12 protein-coding genes are annotated in these 15806 nt (G+C 73.2%); 10 read left to right on the top strand and 2 right to left on the bottom strand.

The annotated features are described in order from the left end of the window. Positions 1 to 77: 77 nt before the first annotated feature. Complete coding sequence (locus O7626_RS10175) at positions 78 to 1370, bottom strand: hypothetical protein (protein ID WP_278060909.1); 1293 nt, start codon at positions 1368 to 1370, stop codon at positions 78 to 80. A gap of 89 nt (positions 1371 to 1459) precedes the next feature. Here O7626_RS10175 and O7626_RS10170 point away from each other — a divergent pair, with 89 nt between their 5' ends. From O7626_RS10170 to O7626_RS10145, 6 genes are all read left to right on the top strand, one after another. After that, positions 1460 to 2200 carry a response regulator transcription factor gene (locus tag O7626_RS10170; protein WP_278060908.1) on the top strand — a complete coding sequence of 247 codons (741 nt, stop codon included), beginning with the start codon at positions 1460 to 1462 and terminating at the stop codon, positions 2198 to 2200. Positions 2201 to 2398: 198 nt separating this feature from the next. Then, on the top strand, positions 2399 to 5431 hold the full coding sequence (locus O7626_RS10165) for a hypothetical protein (RefSeq protein WP_278060907.1): 3033 nt from the start codon (positions 2399 to 2401) through the stop codon (positions 5429 to 5431). Between the two features lie 19 nt (positions 5432 to 5450). Beyond that, positions 5451 to 6164: a DUF4255 domain-containing protein gene (locus tag O7626_RS10160; protein WP_278060906.1), complete on the top strand. Its 714-nt coding sequence runs from the start codon at positions 5451 to 5453 to the stop codon at positions 6162 to 6164. Next, complete coding sequence (locus O7626_RS10155) at positions 6161 to 8401, top strand: ATP-binding protein (protein ID WP_278060905.1); 2241 nt, start codon at positions 6161 to 6163, stop codon at positions 8399 to 8401. Before O7626_RS10160 ends, O7626_RS10155 begins: the two co-directional genes overlap by 4 nt. A gap of 249 nt (positions 8402 to 8650) precedes the next feature. Next, positions 8651 to 10078 (top strand): DUF4157 domain-containing protein, encoded by a 1428-nt coding sequence (locus O7626_RS10150; RefSeq protein ID WP_278060904.1) that lies wholly within the window; start codon positions 8651 to 8653, stop codon positions 10076 to 10078. Between the two features lie 101 nt (positions 10079 to 10179). Beyond that, entirely contained in the window at positions 10180 to 11787 is a 1608-nt protein-coding gene (locus O7626_RS10145) for a DUF4157 domain-containing protein (RefSeq protein ID WP_278060903.1), read from the top strand. A gap of 30 nt (positions 11788 to 11817) precedes the next feature. Here the strand turns inward: O7626_RS10145 and O7626_RS10140 are convergent, their stop codons facing one another. After that, positions 11818 to 12762 (bottom strand): alpha/beta hydrolase, encoded by a 945-nt coding sequence (locus tag O7626_RS10140; RefSeq protein ID WP_278060902.1) that lies wholly within the window; start codon positions 12760 to 12762, stop codon positions 11818 to 11820. Positions 12763 to 13003: 241 nt separating this feature from the next. Between O7626_RS10140 and O7626_RS10135 the strand changes: the two genes are divergently transcribed. The 4 genes from O7626_RS10135 (at position 13004) to O7626_RS10120 (ending at position 15801) form a co-directional block, all read left to right on the top strand. Next, complete coding sequence (locus tag O7626_RS10135) at positions 13004 to 14557, top strand: phage tail sheath subtilisin-like domain-containing protein (protein WP_278060901.1); 1554 nt, start codon at positions 13004 to 13006, stop codon at positions 14555 to 14557. Between the two features lie 62 nt (positions 14558 to 14619). Next, positions 14620 to 15063, top strand: coding sequence for a phage tail protein (locus tag O7626_RS10130; RefSeq protein ID WP_203869023.1), 444 nt, complete (start codon positions 14620 to 14622; stop codon positions 15061 to 15063). Between the two features lie 112 nt (positions 15064 to 15175). Further along, positions 15176 to 15646 carry a hypothetical protein gene (locus tag O7626_RS10125; RefSeq protein ID WP_278060900.1) on the top strand — a complete coding sequence of 157 codons (471 nt, stop codon included), beginning with the start codon at positions 15176 to 15178 and terminating at the stop codon, positions 15644 to 15646. Next, on the top strand, positions 15643 to 15801 hold the full coding sequence (locus O7626_RS10120; RefSeq protein ID WP_203869021.1) for a DUF6760 family protein: 159 nt from the start codon (positions 15643 to 15645) through the stop codon (positions 15799 to 15801). The genes O7626_RS10125 and O7626_RS10120 overlap by 4 nt, the downstream gene beginning before the upstream one ends. Positions 15802 to 15806 lie beyond the last annotated feature (5 nt).

The following is a 15806-nucleotide window of genomic DNA, read 5'->3' as shown; positions in this document are numbered from 1 at the left end:
CTGCCAGTTCGGACGGTACACCGGGCAGGCTCGGAAACACGGCAACGGCGGCTCCCCCGCTCCCCCGGTACGCCTCGTCAGGAGCCCGTCCCGGCGAACCGGGCGAGGGTGCCGTTCAGGTAGAGCCCTTCCTGGCAGGTCCTCGGCGCCGGAGCGCCGACCGGGGTGCCCGGTTGCCGGCAGACGACGGTGAGGGTCACCCGGGCCCCGGCCGGCACCCTGATCGGGGTGACCGAGTGGTAGTCCTGGTTACGGAAGTTCTCCAGCCCGTAGGTCACCACCCGGACGTCGTCGGCGGTGACGGTCAGGGTCCCGGTGTCCCCCTGCGGGTTGTCGACCAGGAAGTCGGTGATCAGGAGTACCCGGCCGCGGGGCACGGTGTAACTGCGCGACGCCGAACCCCCTGGGTTGGTCCGCAGCACCAGCGCGGTGGCGAACTGTCCGCCCCGGCCGGCACCGTCGCTGCTGCCGGCGGTCGCCGGTGTCGGCGTCGGTGCGGCGGGGGCCGCGGCCCGCTCCTGTTCGACGGCGTCCCGCGCCGCCGCGCCGGCGGCCTCGCTCGCCGCCACCTCCGCCTCGGTCGCGACCTGCGCCACGCCCTCGTCGACGGCCTCCCGGGCCGCGGACGTCACCGCCGGACGCAGCAGCCCGAACCAGAGGGCGAGCAGGAGCAGCAGCAGGGCCAGCAGCAGCGCCAGCAGTTTGAGCAGCCAGGCGGAGAGCACCGGCTGCTGTACCAGGGTGCCGTCCAGGGTGACGGCCCGGCCCGTGGCATCGCCCAGCACGGCGCGGAACGGCAGGTGCCTCGGCGTGCCCCGCCAGAGCAGCCGCCGGGCCCGTACGCCGAGGACGGCCGCGTACCGCTCGCCCGCCGCCAGGGTCGTCGGCCTCGGCCGGGGGGCGAAGCGGAGCTGTTCGGCACCGTCGACCGCCGTGACGGTCAGCGTCTCCCCGACGTTGCCGCCGTTGACTCCGACGACGTGGTAGCGAGCGCCGAGCCGCGCCCGGCGCACCTGCGGCCGTAGTTCCCCGGTCACCTCGGAGAACGGCGCGATGGTCAGCACGGCTTCCTCGACCGTGGCGGTCTGCGGCGCCTCGGACGGCACCACCCGGACGCCGTACGGCAGCTCTCCCGCGCGGACGTCGGAGGAGCGGGGCGGCCGGACGGTGAGCGTTACGGTCTGACTCGCGCCGGGATAGAGGGAGACCCTCGGTGGGTCGAACGTGGCCCAGGTGGTCGGCATGCCGACCACGTCGAGGTCGTACCCCTCGACGACGTCACCCGAGTTCCGGACCGTCACCGGGATGTCGACGCTCTCGCCCGGCACGACCACCGCCGGAGTCTCGACCAGGCCCAACGAGATGCTCATGTGCCGACCGTAGGCGTGGCGGGACCTGCCGGGACTGGCCGCCGGGGTACCGGCGCGGGCAGAACCGCTGCCCGTTAGGTCCGCGTTAGGTGCCCGCGAAGTCCCGTCCGGCAACCTCTGCGGTAATCGCCGTACGCATCGGCGCGGCGGCACCGTCCGGACCGGACGCCCCGGAGCGGGGTGTCGAGTTGTGCTGGGAGGCTGGAGTGCACCGTGTCACGGTAAGCGTCCACGCGGAGGACCCGATCTCGCGGCTCGGGGTGGAGAGCCAGCTCCGTTCCCGGCCGGACCTGTGGGTGGTCGAACCGGGCCAGGAGACCACCGAGAGCGTCGCGCTCGTGGTCATCGACGCCCTCGACGAGCCGGCCGCCCGGCTGCTACGCCGACTGCACCGGGCCGGCCGGGCCAAACTGGTGCTGGTGCCGGCCAGGATCGACGACGCCGGGTTGTCTCTCGCGGTGGAACACGGCGTGGTGGGAGTGGTCCGCCGCGCCGAGGCGAGCGCGGAACGGCTCAGCCACATCGTGCTGGCCGTCGCCCGGGGCGAGGGTGCGCTCCCGGCCGACCTGCTCGGTCGGCTGATGGCCCAGGTGGGCCGGCTCCAGCGGCAGATACTCGAACCGCGCGGCCTCACCCTGCTCGGGTTGAGCACCCGCGAGGTGGACGTGCTGCGGCTGGTCGCGGACGGGTTCGACACCCGGGAGATCGCCAGCAAGCTCTCCTATTCGGAGCGGACCGTGAAGAACGTACTGCACGGCATCACCACTCGGCTGCAACTGCGCAACCGGGCGCACGCCGTCGCCTACGCCCTGCGCAACGGGCTGATCTGACGACCGGGGCGGCCCCGCCGCACGCGGGTTGTCGGAAGACGACCGGGGCGGCCCCGCCGCACACGGGTTGCCTGAACGGGCCGGCACCGTTGCCCCCGACGGTGCCTTCCGGTCCGCACCGGCCGGCCGGAAACCGTCGGACGATGGTGGCCGGCCCGCCGCCCACCTCCATTCCGCCGCACGCCCGTTGAGGTCCACTTGCGACGTTCGATCGGATTCCCCGTTGTCCTGGCCGTGCTGCTCGCCGGTGCGCTGCCGCCCACCGCCGGATTCGTCGGCCAGGGCCGGGCCGCGCCCGCGCCGGTGCCGACGGCAGCGCCCGGCCCGGCGCCGAACCCCGAGGTGAGTCAGCGGATCGCCTACGCCGGCACCGGGCACCGCAGCCTCGGAATCGTCCGGGGAGAGGGATCGGAGGCGACCGCCGCCCCGCTCTTCGAATCCGGACCCGACCACTTCGACGACGAGATCTCGGCCCGCGGCTCGGCGGTGACCTGGGTGAGTCGACGCGACGACCGCAGCGCCGAGGTCTACCTGCGCCGGGGCACCGGTCCGGTGCTCCGGGTCACCCGGAACTCGACCGACGAGTGCCGGCCGGTGCTCTCTCCCGACGGGACCCGGATCGCGTACAGCTCGGCCGCCGGCCGGGAGGACGGCGGGCAGGACATCTACGTGGTCGGCGTCGACGGCGGCAGTCCCCGCCGGGTGACCGACGGGACCGGAGACAACACCTGGCCCACCTGGTCGCCGGACGGCGGCACGCTGGCCTTCGCGGGGCGACGCGGCACCGACGACCTTTCCCAGATCTACCGGGTGCCGGCCGGTGGCGGGCCGGTCACCCGGGTCACCGCCGAACCGACCGGGGCCGCCGAGCCGGCCTGGGACCCGAACCCGACGCACCGGCGCATCGCCTACACGCTCGGGCCGGCGACCTCGCATCCCGAAGTCTGGCTCTCCGCCCCGGACGGCACCGGCCGGGTCCCGATGCTGCTGCCGAGCTGGCAGGCCCGGCAGCCGGCGTGGACGGCCGACGGGGCGACCGTGGCGTTCGTGAGCCGGACCCTGCCGGACGGCGAGACGGCCGGGAACGTCGACCGGGTCTACTCGGTGCTGGTCCGGGACGACCCGTGCCAGTGCGTGGTGGTGCCACGGCTGGCCGAGAACCGCGACGTCAGCCACCCCACCTGGTACGCAGCCCCGGGCGCCGACACCGAATCGCTGCTGGTCGCCCGGGCCAGTGCCCCGGACCGGACCACCGCCACCCTCCAGGACATCCGTCCCGACGGGGTGGATCCGCGCGACCTGCGGGTGCCGGTGCTGCGCGAGGATCCCGGGGCGGTCGCCGACTCCCGACTGCTCTGGGAGCCGGTCGACGGCGATCCGTGGTTCGAACGGCAGGCGTACTCGCCGGACGGGCAGCGGATCGCGGTCAGCCGGTTCGAGACTGTCGACGACGTCCGGACCGAACGGATCTGGATCGTGGACGCCGACGGCAGCCGGCCACGGCTGCTGCCGATCGTCGGGCGGGGGCGCGGTGACCGGGAGACGGACCCGGCCTGGTCACCGGACGGCACCCGGCTCGCCCTGGTCCGCAACTCGCCCGGCGACGGGTCGGAGGCGCCGCGTACACCGTCCCGGATCGAGGTGGTCGACGCCGACACCGGGCAGCGTCTGCTGGACCTGCCGGTTCCGGACGCCCTGGCCGGACTCGACGACACCCAGCCGGCCTGGTCGCCCGACGGCACCCGGCTCGCCTTCACCCGGGGAACCTACCGGGGCGAGGTGTCGACACACATCTGGACCGCCGACGCCGCGGACGGGCTCGACCAGACGGACCTGACCGCGGCGATCTGCGGTACCGGCTGCCCGGTCGTCGACGACAGCGCCGCCTTCTCCCCGGACGGTGCCCGGCTCGTCTTCAACCGGGAGGCCGACGGCCTGGTCCTGGTCGACCTGGACGGCAACCGGTGCCGGCTGTTGCTGCCCGGCGGCGGGTCCTGCGCCCTGCCGGTGCCGGACCGCGAGGACGCTCCGCACCAGCCCCGGGACGTCGCCTGGTCGCCGGACGGCGAGCGGCTCGCCTTCTCGGCACGCCGGGCCGAGGACAACAACTCGCCCGAGGCGCTGTGGAGCTACGACCTCGACGACGGCAGCATCCGGCCGCTGACCGGACACCTGCCCGGACGGCAGAAGGAACCGAGCTGGCAACGCCGCTTCGACGTCGCCACCGCCGTGTCGGCCCCCGCGCCCGGCACCACCGTCGGTGGCCGGACCGCGCTGCGGCTCGCCGTCACCGACCAGGGACCGACCGCCGCCGACGACGTCCGGGGCAGCCTCGACGTCCCACCCGGGCTCTCCGTGACCGGCCTCGACACCCCGGTCGGCGAGTGCGTGCTGGCCACCCTCAGCTGTGCGCTGGGCCGGCTCGGTGTGGGACGCACCGTCGAGATCGGCGTCGAGCTGGTGGGCACCGCCCCGGGCGACTTCGAGCTGGCCTGGTCGGTCGAGGCCGACCCGATCGACACCGACCCGTCGGACAACCGTGCGACGACCACGGTACGGGTCGTTCCCGCGCCGCCGGGCAGCCCGGCCGATCCGGCGTTGACCGTCTCCCTCGACCCGCAGCCGGGGTACGTCGGCGGCACCGTCACCGTCAGGTACACGGTGCGCAACGCCGGTGGGACGACCGCCACCGGTCTGCGGGTCCGGCCGGCCCTGCCCGGCGGCGTACCGGTCGGTGGAGTCCTGGCCGGCTGCCCGGCCGACGGCTGCCCGGTGCCGGACCTCGCCCCGGGCGCCGCCGCCACCGTCGCGGGAACGCTCTCCCCGGGCGCGGCGCTGCGGACGACCGTCCGGGGCACCGTCAGCACCACCGGGGGCAACGCCGACCCGGACAACGACACCGCGAACGGGCCGCTGCGGGTGCTCGCCCCACGGATCGTGGCGGTGCCGCCGATCGGGCCGCCCGGGTTCGTCGCCTCGATCCGGGGCGTGGACTTCCCGCCCGGCCGGCCGCTGCGACTCTCCTGGGACCTCGGGATCACCGCCGCCGCCCCGCCGGTGCGGCCGGCGGCCGACGGCAGCTTCACCGCCCAGTTGCCGGTGTTGCCGAAGGACCGGCTGGGCGGCCGGCAGGCGGTGGCCAGCGGGACCGGGTTCCGGCCGGTGCGTACCCCGTTCCTGGTGGTCCTGCCGGCCCAGCAACCACCTGGACTGCTGCACCGGCGCTGGTGACGACGATGGGGGTGGAGACGTGATACACGAGATCGACGAGGGACTGCGCGGTCTGGTCCTGGAGGAGATGCTGGCGGGTACCGGGGCGGACGTGTCGTTCGACCCGCCCACCCGGCAGTGGGCGGCCCGACGCAACGCGCCGACGGTGAACCTGTTCCTCTACGACATCCGGGAGGACCGGTCGCGGCACTTCCAGGGCCGGGTCGCCGAGCGGGACGCGGCGGGCCGGACGGTGGCCTGGCACGACTCGCCGCACTTCTACGCACTGTCCTACCTGGTCACCGCGTGGACCAACCGGCCGACCGACGAGCACCGGCTGCTCGCCACGCTGCTGGCCGGTCTGGTCCGGTACGACGAACTGCCGCCCGCCCGGTTGACCGGCTCACTCGCGGCGCTGCGCCTGGCGGTGCCGATGTCGGTCGCCGCACCACCCGGCGAGGGGCGGGCACTGGCCGACGTGTGGAGCGCGCTCGGTGGAGAACTCAAGCCGTCGCTGGACCTGGTGATCGTCGCACCGGTGTCGACCCGCCGGATCGTGGCCGCGCCGCCGGTGCGGGAACGGGCGGTCGTGGTCACCGACACCGCCGGCCGGCTGGCGAGCCTGCGCACCCGTACCGCCGCGTCCCGCCGCCGGGACGACGATCGGGTCGGGGCCGAGCGGAACGGGGCCGAGCGGGTCGGGGGCGAGCGGGTCGGGGCCGGTCCGGGCGCCGGACAGGACGACCGGAGGTGAGCGACGCGGACGGCATGGCGTACCTGTGGGACCGGCTCGGACTGGTCGCCGCCCGGGTGGACCGACTGGTCGCCGAACGCCGCCGGAACGATCCCCGGCCGGACGACCCGTTCCGGGGCCTGTACCTCGCGGCGGAGGACGCCGACCGTCTGCTGGCCCGGTCGCCCGGACCGGAACCGGTGGATCCGACCGAGGTGCGGGCGCGGACGGCGGCGGAGGACCGGGCCGCCGAAGCCGGGACCGAGCCGCGGCTGCGGCGCCTCGCGCACGCCTTCGGGCTCACCGGACTGGACGTGGAGGTGCTGCTCGTCGCGATGCTCCCCGACGTCGAACCCCGGTACGAGCGGCTCTACGGCTATCTCAACGACGACGTCAGCCGGCGCCGGGCGACCGTGGGGCTGGCCCTGGAGCTGTGCGGCAGGCCGCCGGGTGACGCCGCCGGCCGGGCCCGGTTCGCCGGCTCCGCGCCGCTGGTCGCCGACGGGCTGCTGCTGGTCGAGCAGCCGGACCTGCCGTACCTGTCGCGTGCGCTGCGGGTGCCCGACCGGGTGGCCGCGCACCTGCTCGGCGACGACACCCCGGATGCCCGGCTGGCCGGCTTGTCCTGGCCGGCCGAGGACCGCACCGCCGACACGACCGGACCGCACGGGTCGGAGCGATCGGACAGGTCGGAGCGGTCGAACGGGTCGGAGCGGTCGAACGGGTCGGAGCGATCGGACGGGTCGGAGCGATCGGACGGGTCGGAGCGATCGGACGGGTCGGAGCGGACCAGTGCCGTCGAGCGGCTCGGCGCGGCGCTGCGCTGCGGGGTGGACCTCGGTTACCTGCGGGAGCGTCCCGGCTGCGCCGCCGACGATCTGGCGGTCGCGGCGCTGGTCCGGGCCGGCCGCTCGGTCTTCCGGCTCGACCTGGAGGCGCTGGCCGCCGACCCCGCCCCCGCCGAGGCACTGGCCGCGACGGTACGGGAGGCCCGACTGCGGGGTGCCGGCCTGGTGGCCGGCCCGGTGCAGGCCCTCGATCCGGTCGGCAGGCCGGAGCACGCCCGGCTGCTGCGCCGGGTCGCCGACCAGCCGGTGCCGGTGCTGCTCACCGGATCGGCCGAGTGGGATCCACACTGGACGGGGCGGGCACCGCTGCTGGTCGCCGCCCCGCCGCTGGACGAGCGGGACCGGGCCCGGCTGTGGCGGGCGGCCGGTGCGGCCCGGGGCGCGGACCGGCCCACGGGTTGGATCGACGGCGTGGACCCGGCGCGCGAGTTGGCGCCGTACCTGCTCGGCCCGGACCAGGTACGGCGGGCCGCGCAGGCCGCCGACCAGTTGGCTCTCCTCGCCGGCGCCGACCGGGTCGACTCCGGCCACCTGCGCGCCGGGGTACGCGGACAGAACGCCGGCGGCCTGGCCCGGCTGGCCCGGCGGATCGAACCCGGCGTCGGCTGGGCGGACCTGGTGCTCCCCGGTCCGGTCCAGGACCAGCTGCGCGAGCTGGCGCTCCGGGTGCGGTACCGGGACCGGGTGCTGGGCCGGTGGCGGATGCGCCCCGGCGGCGGGCGGGGCCGGGGCGTACTGGCACTGTTCGCCGGCGACTCCGGCACCGGCAAGACCATGTCGGCGGAGGTGGTCGCCGCCGACCTCGGTCTGGACCTGTACGTCGTGGACCTCTCCACCGTGGTGGACAAGTACGTCGGCCAGACGGAGAAGAACCTGGAGCGGATCTTCACCGAGGCGGCCGGGATCAACGGCCTGCTCCTGTTCGACGAGGCGGACGCGATCTTCGGCAAGCGGTCCGAGGTGAACGACGCGCACGACCGCTACGCCAACCTGGAGAGCGCCTACTTGCTGCAACGGATGGAGTCTTTCGACGGCGTCGCGGTGTTGACCACGAACCTGCGGGCCAACCTGGACGAGGCGTTCACCCGGCGGCTCGACCTGATCGTCGACTTCACGATGCCGGACGCGACCCAGCGGCGGGCGCTCTGGGACCGCTGCCTCGGCACCGAGCTCCCCCGCGACGACGACCTGGACCTGGACTTCTGCGCCGGCAACTTCGAACTGTCCGGCGGCAGCATCCGGGCCTGCGTGGTGACCGCGGCGTACCTGGCGGCGGAGGGCGGCCGGCCGGTGCGGATGGCGGACCTGATCGGCGCGGTGCAGCGGGAGTACCGCAAGCTCGGCCGGCTGCTGCTGGAGAGCGAGTTCGGCGCCCACCGACCGCGCGAGGAGCCGGCGCCGATCCACTGACCACGGAGGACAGCCATGCGCGCACACGATCCGCCGGACCGTGACGTCCGGAACCGCTCGGACCGGCCACTCCGGCCGGGAGCCGGTACCGCTCCGCTGGCCGGTGCCGCGGCCGAGATACTCGCGCTGCAACGCCAGGCCGGCAACGCCGCGGTCGCCGAGGCGATCCGGCGGCAGCTTGCCGGCCAAACCCCGGGCCAGGGGCAGACCCACGACCATGACGACGGGCAGCGGTCCGACCCGGAGCCGGTGCAACGCTCGGCGGTGCACGAGGTGCTGCGCTCCGCCGGGCGACCACTCGACGCGCCGATCCGGACCGAGATGGAAGCCCGGCTCGGCGCGGACTTCTCGGACGTCCGCGTCCACACGGACGCGGCCGCGCGGGCATCGGCGACGGAGGTGGGTGCCCGCGCCTACACCTCGGGCAACCACGTGGTCATCGGCGAGCGGGGCTCCGACCCACACACGCTGGCGCACGAACTCACGCACGTCATCCAGCAGCGGGAGGGCCCGGTGGCGGGTACCGACCACGGCAGCGGGCTGAGGATCTCCGACCCGTCCGACCGCGACGAGCGTGCCGCCGAAGCCAACGCCACCCGCGTGATGCGAAGCCCGTTGCGCGACCAGGGCCCGGCAGCCGCGCAAACCGGCGACCAGGGCCCGGCAGCCGCGCGAACCGGCGACCAGGGCGGTCCGCACCGTACGGCTTCCACGCCGGTCGTGCAGCGGATGCCGGAGGACGAATTCGACCGGACGCTGTTCGACGCGGCGGTTCGGCAGGCCGGCTCGTTGGATTCGTGGACGGGTTCGGTGTGGATCCTCCGCTTCCTCCGCTGGATGAACGAGGAGTCCGGCGTCCCCGGCGCGAGGGAACAGGACCGCATCGCCCAGCTGACTCCCGAGGACCTTGCCGCGCTGCTCACGAGGTTCGAGGCGAGGGCTGCGGAGTTCCAGCAGCGGGAGTCCGACCACGCGACGAGCATGGGCGAACTCGAGGCCGAGAGTGAGCTCGAACGTGAACTCGGACTACGCAAGGAGGAGCGTTCGATCCTCTGGGGCGGCGCCACCCTGTCGAAGAACCTGAGGCAGATGAAGGGCACCGGCCGGGAGAGGCAGAAACCCTTCCTGCGGGACTTCATCGAAGGTAACCCGCCGACGACGCCGAAGAACATGAACTGCTGGGAGGCGGTTCTCTTCGCCGCGTACCGGGAGTCGCTCATCGACATGGACTACGTCGAGGCGGCCATCGTCCGTGAAGACATGGCGAAGGCTCCCGCCTTCGCAAGGCGGATCATGGATGCACCTGCCGGCATGGCAAACATGAAGATGGAGGCGGAGGTGACCAACGAGGCAGGCAGGAAGATCAAGAAGAAGGTACTGCAATTCAGTTTGAAGTACCCGATTCCAAGAGGATATGTGGTCATCTTCGGGGACGAGGCGCAGCACGTGGCGCTGGCGACCGGCGCAACCAGCAAGAACAAGGAGAAGGTGACCCAGGAACTGTACGGAGAACTGGGACACGAGATCTACGAGCTGGACAGCCGAACCAACGGAATCGCAAAGTCCACCATCGAGGACATCATCGCCATCAACAGCCTGTACGGCGAGAAACTGGCCTGGGGACCGCTGCCGGGTCGGCTGGAGAGTTATTCCGGGGAACTGACCCACCGATGGTGAACATGGCCCGGGAGTGAGTGACACAGCGGCTGGAGGGCGAGCCGGCGCGCACCGACCGCGTGCGGAGCCCGCCGGCGTTCGAGGAGCGAAAGGAGGCAGCCATGCGCGCACACGATCCACCGGACCGCGACCTCCCGGGGCGCCCGGACCGGCCGGCCCGGCCGGCCCGGCCGGGGACCGGCTCCACCGCGCCGACCGGTTCGGTGGCGGCGATCCTGGCCCTGCAACGCCAGGCCGGCAACGCCGCGGTGACCCGGGCGATCCAGCGGCTACGGGACGGACTCGACACCGCCCGGGAGCAGGCCGACGAACACGGCGACGGGCAGCGCCCCGCCCCGGAACCGGTGCAGCGCTCGGCGGTGTCCGAGGTGCTGCGCTCGGCCGGGCAACCACTCGATGGACCCACCCGGACCGACATGGAGGCCCGGCTCGGCGCCGACTTCTCCGACGTACGGCTGCACACCGGCGCCCTCGCCCGACGTTCGGCGGCCGAGGTCGGCGCCCGGGCCTACACCTCGGGACGGCATGTGGTGATCGGCCAGGGTGGTGCCGACCGGCACACCCTGGCGCACGAACTCACCCACGTCATCCAGCAGCGCTCCGGTCCGGTCGCCGGCACCGACGACGGCCACGGCCTGCGGGTCTCCGACCCGGGTGACGCGTTCGAGCGGGCGGCGGAGGCGAACGCCACCCGGGCATTGGCCGCGCCGCGCCCGGCGGGCGGGCCCGGTGTCGCCGGTGGCGGCACCGATGCCGACCGGGGCGCCGTGCAACGGATGGTGGCCGGCGACGACGAGGTCGAGGTCGGGCCGAGCGGAAAACGTGAGCGGAGCGAGTCGCCGGAGGAAGCCCACAAGCGGGCCAGGCCGGGCGGTGAGAGCGAGTCCGAGTCCGAGTCCGAACCGGACGAGGCCGAGGTGACTCCTGAGCTGTTCGCGTGGATGCGGAGCCCGACGACCAACCGGAGCGAATACGCCGACCCGGACCCGACGTTCGTGCGGGAGATCGCCAAGACCGACAAGGGCGCCGCCTGCTGGAGCTGGGCACTGGCCGCGATGGAGCAGGACGGCAAGCCGTCGTACGGCGACTTCTGGGATGTGCTGCACGGGGTCACCGACGTCGACACCAGCCCACCCGCCTGGTTCGGGGCACTGGAGGCGGCGGTCCAGGAGCAGATCAGGGGCCTCACCCAGAGGTTGGCCGAGGACGACCTGCTGCGCGGGATCCCGCCCCCGCCCGACCTGACCGTCGGCGAGGACGATGACAAGATCGAGAAGGCCGGGCAGTTCCTCCAGGCAGCCTGCGAGAAGTACGTCGAGGTGCACGGGATGCGGGTCGTTCCGGACAGCGAGGCGGCCGCCTGGGTGGTGTGCCAGTACAAGTTCGTGGAGGGGACGGCCGGTCCCGAGCACTGGTGGATCGAGCTCGGCCGGGGCCGGAAGGTGGTGCTCCAGACCGTGCCCGGCAAGAACCTGGAGGTCGGTGGGGTCGACCTACGATGGCACCACCAGAGCAGCGCCCAGGGTCGAAGCTCCGGGAAAGCCGACTACGGCCTGATCCGGGTGCCCGTCAGGGCGCTGAAGGGCCGGCACGTCGAGATCCTGAAAGCGGGCATGGCGCAGGAGCGCGCCGCGCTGAACACCGAGCCGACCCGGCGGAGGGCCGAGCGCACGCTCACCATCCGCACCCGCAACACCACCGGTAGCTGACGCCCGGGGTCATCGGCGCCCGGCTTCGGATCAGGCCATCCGCAGCGCCCGTTTGAGGAAGATGACGGCCTGGATGATGGCCGCCTCCGCCGCCTCGGTGCCGCGCAGCGCGTCGAGCATCACGAAGTCGTGGACGATCCCCTGGTAGCGGGTCGCCGAGACCGGCACCCCGGCCGCCCGCAGCCGGTGGGCGTACGCCTCGCCCTCGTCGCGCAGCACGTCGGCCTCGGCGGTGATCACCAGTGCCGGAGGCAGCCCGGCCAGCTGCCCGAGTTCCGCCCGCAGCGGCGAGGCGGTCACCTCGGCCCGGACCGCCTCGTCCGGCGCGTACTGGTCCCAGTACCAGCGCATGGCGTCACGGCGCAGGTGGAAGCCCTCGGCGAAGGTCCGGTACGACGCGGTCTCGAACCGGGCGTCGGTGACCGGGTAGAAGAGCACCTGGCCGACCGGTCTCGGGCCGGCGTGCCGCTTCGCCAGCAGGGTCACCGCGGCGGCCAGGTTGGCGCCCACCGAGTCGCCGACCACGGCGACCAGCCCGCCGTCCAGGTCGGCCGCGGCGTACCCGGCGAGCCAGCACAGCACCGCGTAGCACTCCTCGACCGCCAGCGGATAGCGCGCCTCCGGCGAGAGGCTGTAGTGCGGGAACACCACCGCCGCGCCGGTGCCGACCGCCAACTCCCGGATCAGCCGGTCGTGGGTGTGGCAGTTCCCGAAGACCCAGCCGGCACCGTGCAGGTAGAGGATCACCGGCAGCCGGCCGATGGCACCCGCCGGCCGGACGATGCGGACCGGCACCGCCCGGGCCGGGCCCACCGGCACCGTCCGGTCCTCCAGTTCCGCGTCGGGCCGGACGACGTTTCCGGACTGGAGCTCGGCGAGCACCCGCCGGCCCCGCTCCGGACCCAGCTGGTGCAGGTACGGCGGGGTCGCGGTCGCCTCGACGAACTGTCGGGCGGCGGGCTCCAGCACGATCATCCGAGTACTCCGGGAATCCGGGCCGCGCACGCGGCGGAAACGGCCGAGGTGACCCCCGGGTACGCGGAGTCTCCCGGCACCGGACCGGGCAGACATCCGTCATTTGACGGTGCCCCACCGGAACTGCCCCTTCGGGTAGCCGGCGCTTCCCCGGCGCCCGCCCGTCGGGTCGTGGTTCCCGGTCCCGCGCCGGACCAGACTTTCTTCCACGGATCGCCGTCGTGCCCGAGGGAGTCTGTCCATGCCGTCGTACCTGTCACCCGGGGTGTACGTGGAGGAGGTGCCGAGCGGCTCGCGCCCGATCGAGGGGGTGGGTACCGCCGTCGCCGCCTTCGTGGGCTTCGCCGCCAGGGGACCGTTCAACAGCGCGACCCTGGTGACCAACTGGAGCCAGTTCGTCCAGACGTTCGGGGAGATGGTCGAGGACGCCTACCTGGCCCACGCGGTGTACGGCTACTTCGCCAACGGGGGCGGCGCCTGCTACGTGGTCCGGGTCGGTGCCCCGGGGGCGTCGGACGGCGGTGGTGCGGCGGCCCGGACGGTCACCGGACCGCCGGTGCCGCTCGGCACGTTCACCGTCACGGCGCTGCCGGACTCCGGCTCCGGCGAGGCCGGTGAACTCACCGTGGAGGTGACCGACGTCGAGGGTGACTCCGTGCCGGAGGACCGGTTCCGGCTGGTGGTCCGGCAGGGCGGCACGGAGCGGGAGACGTACGACGTCTCGGCGAAGCGGAACACCAAGGCGTACGTGGTCAACCAGGTACGGGAACGGTCGAGGCTGATCGCCGTCGAGGAGGCGGCGCCGGCGAACGCGCTGGCACGGCCGGAGAGGCAGTCGGTGGCCGTACCACCGGCACCGGCCGACGGCGCCGGCCTGCCCGCCCGGGTCTCCGCCGACGACTACGTCGGCGACCCGGACGCCCGGACCGGCTTCGGCGGGCTGGAGGTGATCGACGAGATCACCATGGTCGCGGTGCCCGATCTGATGAGCGCGTACCAGCAGGGGCGGCTCGGCCTCGAGGACGTCAAGGCGGTCCAGCTGGCCGTCGTCTCGCACTGCGAGCAGATGGGCGACCGGATGGCGATCCTCGATCCGCCGCCGGAGCTGACCGCCCGCCAGGTGCTCACCTGGCGGCAGCACGAGGCGGGGTACGACTCCCGGTTCGCCGCCCTCTACTACCCGTGGGTCAAGGTGTTCGACCCGGCGAGCGGGCAGCATCGCTTCCTGCCGCCGAGTGGACACGTCGCCGGGCTGTGGTCGCGCACCGACGCGGAGCGTGGCGTGCACAAGGCGCCCGCGAACGACGTGCTCCGGGGGGTGATCGAGGTGCAGAACACGGTGACGAAGGGAGAGCAGGACCTGCTCAACCCGGTGGGGGTGAACTGCATCCGCGCCTTCCCGGGGCGTGGCATCCGGGTGTGGGGTGCCCGGACCCTCTCCTCGGACCCCTCCTGGCGCTACATAAACGTCCGCCGGCTGTTCAACTACATCGAGGAGTCGATCCTGCTCGGCACCCAGTGGGCGGTCTTCGAGCCGAACGACGAGCGGCTCTGGGGCACGATCCGGCGCAACATCGCCGCGTTCCTGACCGAGGAGTGGCGCGCCGGGGCGCTGTTCGGTAGTACCGCCGCCGAGGCCTTCTACGTCAAGTGCGACCGGGAGACCAACCCGCCGGAGTCCGTCGACCGTGGCCGGGTGGTCTGCGAGGTCGGGGTCTCCCCGGTGAAGCCGGCGGAGTTCGTCGTCTTCCGGCTGTCCCAGTACTCCGACAGCAGCAGCCTCGTCTCGGAATGACCCGAGGCAGTTTTTCCACAGTGGACAGCGTCGTGGCGGCAGGGAGAGGACGGTAACCAGCGATGGCGGAGACGGGCGACACCTTCGTGACCCACCGGTTCCAGGTGGAGCTGGGCAAGGCACGGGTCGAGTCGGTGCAGGAGGTCAGCGGCCTCACCGTGGAACTCGACGCGATCGAGGTCACCCAGGTCACCCCGACCGGGGAGTACATCATCCGCAAGATTCCCGGGGCGCGGAAGGGCGGCGAGGTGACCATCACCCGCGGCCTGGACAAGAGCAGCGCGTTCACCGAGTGGATCAAGGACACCTACGAGAAGGGCGCGATCAACACGGCCCGGCAGAACATCAGCGTGATCATCGTGGACGCGGAGAACGCGGAGCAGCGCCGCTGGGACCTGACCAACGCCTGGGTGAGCCGGTGGGAGGGCCCCAGCCTGCGGGCCGGCGACACCTCCCCGGCCACCGAGAAGATCACGATCGTCTTCGAGGGCATCACCAGCTCCTGAGGTGCACGGCGGTCCGAGACGTTCCCCCGGTGCACCCGCACCGATCCTGTGAAGGGAGGCAGCGGCGTTCCTGTCCGGCCCCGGACGGCCGGGGCCGCACGCCGCGAGGTCGATGAGGCGACGTACCGTTTCGCACACCGCCCTGGACGAGCCGCCGGACGGCGCGGACCTCGCCCCGGCGGCCGTTCCCACCGCCCCGTCCGGGCCGCCCAGGCTGCAGACCGAGTTCTCCTTCGAACTTCCCCGGGGGTACGTCGACGAGACGGGCACCGTGCACCGGGACGGCAGCATGCGGCTGGCCACCGCCCGGGACGAACTCGCCCCGCTCGTCGACCTGAGGGTCAAGGACAATCCCGCGTACCTGTCGGTCGTGCTGCTCAGCATGGTCATCACCCGGCTGGGCACGGTCACCGACATCCGCGCCGAGCAGGTGGAACGGCTGTTCGCCTCGGATCTGGCCTTCCTACAGGACTTCTACCGGCGGATCAACGCGGAGGGGCACAGCCGGGCGGCGGTCACCTGCCCGCACTGCGCATCGGGTTTCGAGGTGGACCTCGCCGGTGGTCGCCCGGGGGAATCGTGACGTACGCGGCCGACCGGCTCTACGAGGAGGTCGCGTACGTCGCCTACCACTTCCACTGGTCCCGGGACGAGATCCTCGACCTGCGTCACGACGAACGACGGCGCTACGTCACGGAGATCGCCGCCATCAACAACCGCGTCAACGAAGGGCGGTGACCGGC

The organism is Micromonospora sp. WMMD1102 (assembly GCF_029626265.1).
Lineage (GTDB): Bacteria > Actinomycetota > Actinomycetes > Mycobacteriales > Micromonosporaceae > Plantactinospora.
Note: the sequence above shows the minus strand (reverse complement) of the source record. Positions and strands in the feature narration are given on the sequence as shown.